At 48.8% G+C, this 10,756-nt stretch carries 11 protein-coding genes and 3 tRNA genes; 10 read left to right on the forward strand and 4 right to left on the reverse strand.

What is annotated here, in order from left to right:
* Positions 1-9: 9 nt before the first annotated feature.
* Complete coding sequence (locus C1I60_RS12525) at positions 10-345, reverse strand: Crp/Fnr family transcriptional regulator (protein ID WP_137062001.1); 336 nt, start codon at positions 343-345, stop codon at positions 10-12.
* Between the two features lie 117 nt (positions 346-462).
* Between C1I60_RS12525 and C1I60_RS12530 the strand changes: the two genes are divergently transcribed.
* The 6 genes from C1I60_RS12530 to C1I60_RS12555 all read left to right on the forward strand — a co-directional run bounded on the left by C1I60_RS12530 (position 463) and on the right by C1I60_RS12555 (position 7,430).
* Positions 463-1,215 carry an HAD-IIB family hydrolase gene (locus C1I60_RS12530; RefSeq protein WP_137062002.1) on the forward strand — a complete coding sequence of 251 codons (753 nt, stop codon included), beginning with the start codon at positions 463-465 and terminating at the stop codon, positions 1,213-1,215.
* 98 nt (positions 1,216-1,313) lie between these two features.
* Positions 1,314-2,636, forward strand: a complete 1,323-nt coding sequence (locus tag C1I60_RS12535) for an outer membrane lipoprotein-sorting protein (RefSeq protein ID WP_137062003.1) — start codon at positions 1,314-1,316, stop codon at positions 2,634-2,636.
* Between the two features lie 261 nt (positions 2,637-2,897).
* Complete coding sequence (alr, locus tag C1I60_RS12540; protein ID WP_137062265.1) at positions 2,898-4,094, forward strand: alanine racemase; 1,197 nt, start codon at positions 2,898-2,900, stop codon at positions 4,092-4,094.
* Positions 4,095-4,388: 294 nt separating this feature from the next.
* Complete coding sequence (locus tag C1I60_RS12545; RefSeq protein ID WP_007429334.1) at positions 4,389-4,670, forward strand: CopG family ribbon-helix-helix protein; 282 nt, start codon at positions 4,389-4,391, stop codon at positions 4,668-4,670.
* Between the two features lie 6 nt (positions 4,671-4,676).
* Positions 4,677-5,027 (forward strand): type II toxin-antitoxin system PemK/MazF family toxin, encoded by a 351-nt coding sequence (locus C1I60_RS12550; RefSeq protein ID WP_007429335.1) that lies wholly within the window; start codon positions 4,677-4,679, stop codon positions 5,025-5,027.
* 180 nt (positions 5,028-5,207) lie between these two features.
* Positions 5,208-7,430, forward strand: a complete 2,223-nt coding sequence (locus C1I60_RS12555) for a Tex family protein (RefSeq protein WP_137062004.1) — start codon at positions 5,208-5,210, stop codon at positions 7,428-7,430.
* 103 nt (positions 7,431-7,533) lie between these two features.
* On the opposite strand, the gene cmpA is transcribed toward C1I60_RS12555, so the two are convergent.
* Entirely contained in the window at positions 7,534-7,668 is a 135-nt protein-coding gene (cmpA, locus tag C1I60_RS12560; RefSeq protein ID WP_007429337.1) for a cortex morphogenetic protein CmpA, read from the reverse strand.
* 161 nt (positions 7,669-7,829) lie between these two features.
* Here cmpA and C1I60_RS12565 point away from each other — a divergent pair, with 161 nt between their 5' ends.
* From C1I60_RS12565 to C1I60_RS12575, 3 genes are all read left to right on the forward strand, one after another.
* A complete protein-coding gene (locus C1I60_RS12565; protein WP_137062005.1) occupies positions 7,830-8,342 on the forward strand; it encodes a SprT family protein in 513 nt (170 codons plus the stop codon).
* 44 nt (positions 8,343-8,386) lie between these two features.
* A tRNA-Asn gene (locus C1I60_RS12570) sits at positions 8,387-8,462 on the forward strand.
* Position 8,463: 1 nt separating this feature from the next.
* Positions 8,464-8,552: transfer RNA gene (locus tag C1I60_RS12575), tRNA-Ser, on the forward strand.
* Positions 8,553-8,682: 130 nt separating this feature from the next.
* Here C1I60_RS12575 and C1I60_RS12580 read toward each other — a convergent pair.
* Positions 8,683-9,555: a Cof-type HAD-IIB family hydrolase gene (locus C1I60_RS12580; protein WP_137062006.1), complete on the reverse strand. Its 873-nt coding sequence runs from the start codon at positions 9,553-9,555 to the stop codon at positions 8,683-8,685.
* Positions 9,556-9,602: 47 nt separating this feature from the next.
* The gene (locus C1I60_RS12585; protein ID WP_137062007.1) at positions 9,603-10,361 is read right to left on the reverse strand and encodes a DeoR/GlpR family DNA-binding transcription regulator; all 759 of its coding nucleotides are present in this window, start codon (positions 10,359-10,361) and stop codon (positions 9,603-9,605) included.
* Positions 10,362-10,605: 244 nt separating this feature from the next.
* Between C1I60_RS12585 and C1I60_RS12590 the strand changes: the two genes are divergently transcribed.
* A tRNA-Glu gene (locus C1I60_RS12590) sits at positions 10,606-10,677 on the forward strand.
* Positions 10,678-10,756 lie beyond the last annotated feature (79 nt).

Below are 10,756 nucleotides of genomic sequence, written 5' to 3' on the forward strand. Positions count from 1 at the left end.
GTCAGTCCTTTATTCATATCGCAGTCCATTTGACAGCTCGTCCAAACGCTCCCAATCCAAAACCGTGATTTTTTTCTGTTCTTTACGCAGGATGTTGTCGTCAGATAGCTTTTGAATGACACGGTTGACATGTCGGGCAGTTGTGCCAATCAGCGAAGCTATTTCAGGTATATGCGGTGTATGAATTTCTTTTCCAAACTCATTCTGAAGTTGTGTTGTTAATAGATAGCTGGCCAAACGCTCTTCTACAGAAGCTAATAGATTTATTCGTGAAGCGGTTGTACAGGTCAGGAGCTTATAAGAGAGATGCCTTAATAGCTCATTATTAAATCTGTGATTCTGCATTAGATTGGTTTCAATGAAACGTTTGTTGATAAACAGAAAAGAGGCTTGTTGAACAGCTTCTACCTGCGATTGTATGACAATGTTTTGAATAAGGGAAAAAGGAGGAGGCTGATCACAGTGAAATTTGTTTTTGATTTAGATGGAACCATTTGTTTTCACGGCAAGCCTTTGAGTGAAGCGATAGTGCAGGCTCTGGACGCGCTTGTAAAAAAAGGCCATGAAATCATCTTTGCATCCGCTAGACCGATCCGTGATTTGTTGCCTGTGTTGCCGCTTCATATGCAGTATTTTCCAATGGTTGGCGGGAATGGCGCGTTTGTTTCCAAGGATGGGAAAATCATTTCAACCATTCATTTTGACCCACACACAGCTGACAATATCATAAAGTTAATCAGGGAATTCGAGGCAGATTACTTAATCGATGGCGTTTGGGACTATGCTTATTCAGGAGATAGCGAGCATCCTATTCGGCGAAATGTGGACCCTGAGCAGCGAGCCCAAAATATACATTTAGATGAGCTGAATGAGATTGTAAAAGTGGTCATATTGCGTAGCCTTCATACGCAGCAAATCTTAGAAGAGCTTCAGCAGCTACCCGTCATTACGTATAGACATGGGCAAGAAGATATTATAGATATCAGTCCTAAAGGCGTGAATAAATGGACAGGCCTGCAAAAGTTAGGTATAGAACCGCAGCAATTTATTGCATTTGGCAATGATGCCAACGATGTGGAAATGTTCAAGCATGCCCGCCATTCCGTATGTGTGGGAGAGCATGCAGACCTTTCACAGTTGGCCACAGAAAAGGTTAGTCACGAAGAAGAGCTAATCATTACAAAAGTAATCGAGTTGATGGAGGAAATGCAATAGATACGTTTAAGCTTGTCATGCCAGTCTGCATAAATCGAACAAGTCCTTCATAGACATGTACTAATTCATTTAAAACATGTGCTGAAGGGGTTGATGATATGCGCCGGATTTCATGGATGCTTGCCATGGTCATGTGTGTAACGCTGCTGCTGGCCGGGTGCGGCAAGAAGAGCGCGGACGATGTGGTTAAAGATTTGAGTGACGTGGTGAGTGACCTGAACAGCTACCACGGTACAGCTTTGATGACGCTGCATACCGGCGACACGCCGCAGGAGTACAAGGTGGACATTTCCTACCGCAAGCCCTCCTATTACCGAATTGCCATGACGAACGAGAAAAAGGATGTTACTCAGATCGTGTTGCGAAATGATGAGGGTGTATTCGTATTGACGCCCAGTCTGAATAAGAGCTTCCGCTTTAAAAGCGATTGGCCGAACAACCAGGGCCAGGTATATTTGTATGAAACGCTGGTTCGCAGTATTATCGGGGATGCTTCACGTCAACTGGCTTCGGATGATAAATCTTATGTATTCGATGTAGCGGCAAACTACAACAGCCACGCGCTGGTAAGGCAAAAAATATGGCTGTCCAAAAATAACTATGCACCCACTCAGGTACAGGTATCTGATGCGAACGCCAAGGTAGTTGTGGATCTTAAATTCGATCAATTTGCGTTTGATACGAAGTTCGACAAGGACTCTTTTGATATGGAACGCAATATGGCTTCTGGAAAAACAGGCAAGGGAAATGAAGGAACGCCTTCAGCCGGAGCAGTGGATTCCAGCGGTCAGCTTGATCCTACAGGTACGATTGATGGCACGACTGGCGTAATCTCGGGCGAGCAAGGACAAGTGCAGGGAACAGCAGGAGAGAAGGCACAGCAGCCGTCAGGAGAAGCGTCCATGGATGGAGCTGCCGCAGGCGGTACGTTAAAACCGGATAGCGCGGACGCGACGGGCAGCACGGATACGGAGGCCAAGCCGGATACAGCGGGCAACACAGAGGCGCAACAGCAAACTCCGGGCGCATCTGATGCAGCAACAGGGACATCGGCAGGCACGGATGCTGCTGAAGCTGTGATGGGTGAGTTCGGCTTGATTGAACCGTCCTATACGCCGGCCGGGGTACAGATCAAGGATACGCCGGAACTGGAGGATAATGGTACACATGCGGTGATGCTCCGGTATAGTGGAACGTATAACTATACGATTGTGGAGGCGCGTCCGAAAGATCGGGCGGTATCGCTGGCCGCGGGTGAACTGGTCGATATTGGAGGAAGCTTCGCCGTTCTGACAGGTAGCGAGCAGCAGACGATGACCTGGATGAATGACGGTATAGAGTTCCGAATTACCAGTGCTGACCTGCCTGTGAGCGAAATGATACAAATTGCCGCTTCTATACAGGATCAATCGGGTAAATAAAGCTTTATAGACGGATGCAGACGATTTAGAGTGTATTTTGCTCTGCTTCCGTCCGTATCCGTCTTTTATTCATTCGAGGTCTGGGGGGTGCACCTCTCGCTTGGGAGCCATATTCTTTGCGGAGGATGCTGGCAAACGCCATCTGCCATTGACAGCCACGTTTCAGAACATTACCATTAATCTTTGGAAGTAAGGACTTTGTCCATTCCGAATGGTAAAAGGTTATGTTACAGGCTAACAATTGAAGAAGGTGACTGGATTTTGCAAGCACAATACAGATCGACCCGGGCCGAAATCAACCTGGATCACCTTGGCGCCAACTATAAGGCTTTTCGTAAGGCACTACCAGTGGATAAGCTGCTGCTGGCTTGTGTCAAGGCTAATGCCTACGGACACGGTGCCGTGGAAATATCCAAGGAATTGGAATGCCTTGGTGCGGATTACTTGAGCGTCGCTTTTCTGGACGAGGCTCTGGAGCTTCGGCAGGCGGGGATCAGACTGCCTATCCTTGTACTCGGCTATACCCTGCCCGAAGCTGTGCAGACGGCTTGGGAGCATGATATTACACTGACCGTGTTCAGTGAAGAAGTGCTGGAGAGTATTCGCAGACTGGACCGTAAAGGAAGCGAACGCAAGCTGAAGGTGCACATCAAAATAGACAGCGGCATGGGAAGATTGGGCCTGCTGCCTGGAGAAGAGGCGGTTGCTTTTGTCCGGCAGACTCACCAGTTGGAGCAAGTGCTGTTGGAAGGCATGTACACCCATTTTGCCCGCGCGGATGAAGAAGACAAAAGCTATACACTGCAACAGTATAATCGGTTTCAGGGCGTGGCGGAGGCGCTAAGGGAACAAGGCATCACCATTCCCATTATACATACGGGCAACAGCGCGACCACCATTGATACCCCTGCGCTTTCTCCCAATATGGTGCGGATTGGCATCAGTATCTACGGCCTGTATCCATCCGATGAGGTTAACCGCCAAGCCATTGAGCTACTGCCTGTATTGTCATTGAAGACGGCAGTGGTTTATACCAAGACGCTCCCTCCCGGCTGGGGGGTTAGCTATGGCACCCGTTACGTGACCTCCGACGAAGAGCGGATTGGCACACTGCCGATTGGCTACGCGGATGGATACTCCCGTATGCTGAGTGGGAACATCGAAGTGTTGATACGCGGCCGCCGCGTCCCGGTGCTCGGCACCATTTGCATGGACCAGTGTATGGTATCCTTACAATCTTTCGCAGAGGATGCGGAAGAAATTCAAATCGGCGAAGAGGTTGTTCTCATCGGCCAGCAGTCCGGCGAAACGATTGCGGCGGATGAGCTGGCATCCAAGCTGGGTACCATCCACTATGAGGTGATCTGCATGATCGCACACAGGGTGCCGCGTGTATATACACGGGGAGATATCCCTGTCGTTCGAGTGAATTCGCTTCTTCCAACCCGCTGGGATTAATTTCATAACGCAAATTACCGGATATAAGCAGGAGTTTTCGCAGAACGTCCCGAAATATGTACAAAGGAAAGAAAAGAGCGCTGTAACTGTCAAAACGACGCATCAGGCTCCGCTGACACTTGTATTTCGGGGATCAAACGCCTGTACGAAAACGAACTGCGTAGTTTATAATGGAATACAGCATAGATGATATACGAATATCATATACATTCTCTTGTATTCCGTTTGAATAAATTACCGGGAATAACGTTATAATGGTACAATGGCGACAAGGTTTTGGGGGTGGAAGAGAAGTTGGCCAATTTGCAGAACACCAAAAGAATAATGATCAGTTTGCCGGATCATCTCTTGCAGGAAGTGGACGGGATCGTAGCTATGGAAAATTCCAACCGCAGTGAATTTATCAGGCAGGCCATGAAGCTGTATGTGGGCGAACGTAAGAAACGTTACATTCGTGAAGCCATGCAGCGTGGTTATATGGAGATGGCTAAAATTAACTTGACCATGGCCTCCGAAGCCTTTCATGCGGAGGAAGATGCAAACAGCACCTTGGGCCGTACAGTTAGCGGGGTGTAATCCATATTGATCGTAAAGCGCGGCGACGTTTTTTTTGCAGACCTTTCACCCGTAGTCGGTTCCGAGCAAGGTGGCGTCAGACCTGTGCTGATCATTCAAAATGATATCGGCAACCGGTTCAGTCCCACCGTGATCGTGGCAGCCATCACCGCCCAGATTCAAAAGGCGAAGCTGCCCACACACGTGGAAATCGACGCGGCAACGCATGGCTTTGATCGCGATTCTGTCGTTCTTCTGGAGCAAATTCGGACGATCGACAAGCAAAGGCTTACCGACAAAATCACCCATTTGGATGAAGAAACCATGCGCAAAGTGAGCGATTCGCTACAAATCAGTCTTGGCTTGATTGATTTTTAGCATTTTGGAACGACGAGTGAAACGGGAAAAGGGCAGCGCGTGGGCGCTGTCCTTTTGCGTGTCCGATGAAAAATGCAGGCTGGGCCTGGCTTCATCGTTACGTGCTGGCGCTTTGATTCTTTTTTTGTGATAATGAAAGATATGATGTAAGACAAGAGTTGCAAGGAAGAAGGGATAGCTTTGTCTAACGAGGAAACGAAGACGGAAATCCGGCAGGAGCCGAACGAAGCAGAACGCCAGGAGCGGATTGTCAAACAAGTGGCGAGAGAGCTGTCGCTGGCACTCAAGCAAATCCGTACGACGATCAGTTTGCTGGATGAAGGGAATACGATTCCTTTTATCGCACGATACCGTAAGGAAATGACTGGGGAACTGGATGAAAATCAGCTGCGTGAAATTGAAGATCGTGTGCTGTATTTACGTAATTTGGAGGACCGCAAGGTAGAGGTCATTCGCATTATTGATGAGCAGGGCAAGCTGACAGAAGACCTTCAAGCTGCCATCACTGCCGCGGTTAAGCTTCAGGAAGTGGAGGACCTGTACCGTCCATATCGGCAAAAGCGCAAAACTCGCGCGAGTGTGGCGAAGGAACGGGGACTGGAGCCGCTGTCCATCTGGATCTGGAATCAGCCGAAGCAGGGCGATGCTCTGAAAGAAGCTGAGTCCTATGTGAATGCAGAACTGGGAGTGGACAGCGCTGAGGCGGCAATACAAGGAGCCTTGGACATTTTAGCGGAAAATATAGCCGACGACGCGGCTATTCGCCAATGGGTACGTCGATATACGCTAGACCATGGCATGTTGACCTCCGAAGCGAAGGATGCAGAGCAAGAGTCTGTCTACGAGAACTACTACAGCTATCGTGAGCTGGCTAAGAAAATGCCGCCTCATCGTATTTTGGCGATTAATCGCGGAGAGCGTGAAGGCATTCTCAAGGTCGGACTGGAGGTAGCGTCCGATCCGATTCACAATTACGTCGCAGGTCAAGTGATTAAAGGCTCATCCGCCGTGGAAGAGCTGCTGCGCAACGTCATTGAGGATGCATATAAAAGGCTCATCGCACCCTCTATTGAGCGTGAGGTGCGCGCTGAAATGACAGAGAAGGGTGAGCAGCAGGCCATCTCTATCTTTGCTGGCAATTTGCGCAGCCTGCTGTTACAGGCTCCGATCAAGGGCCGCCGTGTACTTGGTGTCGATCCGGCGTACCGGACAGGCTGCAAGCTGGCGGTTGTAGATGATACGGGCAAGCTGCTGGAAGTGGCGGTGACGTACCCGACACCGCCGAACAACAAGAAGCGTGAGGCTGCCGAGAAGTTCAAGCAGCTTATCGCCCAATACAGCATTGAGCTGATCGTCATCGGTAACGGAACGGCTTCGCGTGAAACAGAGCAATTCGTGGCAGAAGTTATTGCTGACATTGGTGACAGTAGCTTGGCGTACCTGATCGTCAATGAGGCAGGCGCAAGTGTTTATTCCGCCTCCAAGCTGGCGCAGGAGGAGTTCCCGGATCTGGACGTGGCTGAGCGCAGCGCGGCATCCATTGCACGTCGTGTGCAGGACCCGCTGGCTGAGTTGGTCAAGATTGAGCCGAAGGCCATTGGTGTAGGCCAGTACCAGCATGATGTGTCACAGAAGCATTTGGATGAAAGCTTGAAGGATGTTGTAGAATCGGCAGTTAACCATGTCGGTGTGGATGTGAATACCGCTTCCTCGGCATTGCTGTCCTATGTAGCGGGCATTAACGCGACGATTGCCAAAAATATCGTGAAATACCGTGAGGAAAACGGCAAATTCAACAACCGTCGTCAGTTGCAAAAGGTACCGCGTCTTGGCGCGAAAACCTACGAGCAATCGGTTGGCTTTATCCGTATACCGGGTGGAGAAAATCCGCTGGACCGCACACCGATTCACCCTGAATCGTACGCTGTCGTAGACCGCCTGTTGGCTGAACTGGGCATCAGCGCCCACGATCTGGGCACCAAGGCTGCGACGGAAGCGCTGAACGTGTCTAACATTGACGAACTGGCCACGAAGCTGGAAGTTGGCGTGCCGACATTGAAGGATATTCTGGACAGCCTCCAGCGTCCGGGCCGCGACCCGCGTGACGAGTTGCCGTTGCCTGTATTCCGCAAGGATGTGCTCAAGATCGAGGATCTGGCACCGGGCATGGAGCTTCAGGGAACCGTCCGCAATGTGATTGATTTCGGTGCGTTCGTCGATATTGGCATCAAGAGTGACGGATTGGTTCATATTTCGCAGCTACGCAGCGGCTTCGTCAAGCATCCGATGGATGTCGTATCCGTTGGTGATAACGTAACCGTGTGGGTGTTGAATGTAGACTTGAAAAAAGGCAGAGTTGGTCTGACGATGAAAGCTCCGGCAGAAGCGCAATCGCAGGCATAATACTCTACAAATCCGTATAACCGCCTTATTAGGGTATAACAAAAGCCGGAATTTCCGAACCACTTCGGAGACTCCGGCTTTCATTTTTTACTGCCCTGAACTTCTACCCATTGTTGGCATCAAACTCTACACCCGGTGCTTTATGATAAAAAAACCAACAGTCATTCAACAGTTTGATCTGGCGCCGGTCCTTTTTGTAAAAGGCCCGCATAAGCTGGTTGCTGAGCCATTGAGGCAAGCCAATCTCCTCCTCTGCGTTACATCTGTATGTTTAGCATATGGGGGGGGGGCCTAAAGTGTGCTTATCAATTGGATGGCTTATGAATTGAGGGTTAGACTTTGGACGCTATTTTGTAATATGCTTGGCAGGATGGGAGCAAAGGAGGGGATTGGGTAAGGATGGAGTTCAAGTCCATAAGCAATTCCATGAACCATTCCATGAGCGATGAAGAGCTTCAGGAATGGGTGGAGCACATTTCAATGGAGAGTTTTGGCGTACCGTTCCGCCATCGTGCCAGCTTTAATTCGCGTCTGTCTTCCACAGGCGGTCGATATTTTATGAAAAGCCATCATATTGAGATTAATCCGCATCAGCTTGCAGCCTACGGGCGGTCCGAGGTGGAAAAAATTATTAAGCATGAGCTGTGCCATTATCATTTGCATTTGCGCGGGATGGGCTACCAGCACCGAGATGCGGATTTCAAAGCATGGTTGGCCCGTGTAGGAGGGAGCAGGCATTGCCAAACTCTTCCGGGGAGAGCGGAACGGAAGCCGTTGCCTTATCGCTACAAGCTGGTGTGCGCCTCCTGTAGTCAGGAATACTTGCGGAAGCGTAAAATGAACCCCCAGCGTTACCGCTGCGGCAAATGTGGAGGTAAACTTCGTCTGCTGGCACTTGACGGCACCCCCTGAATCATGGTAAATTAAATGTACTGTATGATCATTTACAGCAATGTTCCCTGATAGCTCAGTTGGTAGAGCACTCGACTGTTAATCGAGTTGTCACAGGTTCGAGTCCTGTTCGGGGAGCCATGGAGAGGTACCCAAGTGGCTATAAGGGGACCCTCTGCTAAGGGGTTAGGCTGCGAAAGCGGTGCGAGGGTTCGAATCCCTCTCTCTCCGTTGGTTTTTCAAGTCAGAAAAAGGACGCTTGTATGCATCGGATGATGCTTGCGAGCGTCTTTTTTTGTCTATATTCGATTCTGAAAATAACGATGATCTGAAAAGTGGCACAGCATGTGAATTTTTTTGTTTACAAGGTCGGCTTTGGAAGTTGATCTAGTATATTTAGAAGAGTATGAGCTACGCCATTCTCTACATTGGTCAGGGTAACTTCAGAGCAGACGGCCTTAATGTCGTCATGTGCATTGCCCATAGCGATGCCTTTACCTACCATCGTTAACATGGAAATATCGTTATAGCTATCTCCTACCGCTGCGGCTTCCTTCATGGGAATACTCAGATAATCTGCCAGATAACGCAGTGCGTTTCCTTTGGAAGCATCCTTATGCTCGACTTCGAAGTTACGGTCTGAGGAAATGACCATGTTCAGGCCGGGGAAATCCCGGTAACGCTCACGACCTCGGTTTAGCTTGTCTTGATCAAAGGAGAAGCACAGCACGTTATAAATCTCTACATCCAGCGGAATGTCTTCATACGAGGGGATACGGGTATGCCCGGTCTGTTCATATTGTTTTTCGGCTGCATGTAACAAAGTATTCAGTGAAATATCTGGATTGGCACTTAACAGGCGATCCATTTCAACAGCCAGCAGCTGATGTCCGTTTTGTGGAGAATAAATGGCGCGGTCTGTCATGACCTCATAATAAAAATCGTTCTGGCGCAGCCAGCTCAGCACTTCAAACGTTTCACTCCGATCCATAGGCGTAGAGGTTAGCTGGCGACGCTGTGCATCGTGTACGGTTGCGCCGTTTGCCCCGATGACGGGAGCCACAAGTCCTGCTTCCTCCAGCTTGATCCAGGCATCATAAGCGGCTCTGCCCGTGGCAATGGTCACCTGAATGCCTTGCAGCTGTGCCTTGCGGATCGCGTCTGCGTTCACCTTGCTTATTTTTGCTTCCTCGTTTAGCAGCGTTCCATCCAAATCAATCGCAAATAGTTTCATTTCTCCATCTCCTATCTTATTCTCTATGTCTCATGTAACTTCTTCCTTTACGGAACAATAACTTCGACATCATGACGGCGAAAAACATCCAGCATGGCCGGGTCTGGTAAGCGGTCGGTGATAACGACATCAACCTCGTATAAATCGGCAAAGCGGTAAGGAAGGTTTTTACCAAATTTGGAATGATCCGCAAGAATGATCACCTGGTCGGCCTGTTTCATCATTTGGTGCTTGAGCATACCGTCCTCTTCATGATTAATGCTCAGCCCATGGACAGAAATGCCCCCGATCCCAACAAAAGCTTTGTCTACAAAATAGCGGGACAGGGCTGCGATGGCGGAAGAGCCGTAGACAAAACGGTGCTCCTTTTGCAAGCGTCCGCCGAGCAAATGAATGGAAACGCCGTCCTTTTCGGAAAGAACATCAGCCTGATTGATCGAATTGGTAATGACCGAGCATTCTTGTACTTGGAGTCTTTCGGCACATGCCTGCACAGTGGTGGAGGAGTCGAGAATGATGCGATTCCCGTCCCGAACCATATTGGCAGCTATTTGACCGATAATTTGCTTTTCTGCGGATACAGTGAGCAGTCTCTCTTTATAGTTTCTGGTTAATTCATGATCCAGTGTGGGCAGAAGTGCACCGCCACGAGTTCGAATAATCTTCTGGTGCTCCTCTAGCTTTACTAAATCCCGGCGGGCCGTATCTCGTGATACATTAAAAAATTCGCAAATATTATCCACCGAAATACGCTTGTGAAGCTGTAGGTAATCCACAATTTTTAGCATCCGCTCTTCTTGATACATACAATGCTCCTCGTGTTCAAAATGATTTCGGTATTATGTAAGTGATTATAAGTAAAATTAAGTTATTTTGCAATGTAATCTCTTTTTATGCTTCTAATAACGTGAAATAAGTGAATTTTCGTAAGTGGAAATGCGTTTTATTTTTCGGTAAACAACTTGTTTTGAATTTTTTTAAAATAAGTATTGTCAATCATTCTGCTATTTGATATACTCTTTCTTGTCGCCAAGTTGGTGTATAAAATGCGGCCCGTTGGTCAAGCGGTTAAGACACCTCCCTTTCACGGAGGTAACAGGGGTTCGATTCCCCTACGGGTCATTGTTGTCTTTATGGACTACATGTTACATGCTTAAGAGAAATTCCTGAAGTCTGATGGCGGACATCTTGGATGAACAGC

Source organism: Paenibacillus terrae (genome assembly GCF_005217525.1).
GTDB lineage: Bacteria > Bacillota > Bacilli > Paenibacillales > Paenibacillaceae > Paenibacillus > Paenibacillus terrae_C.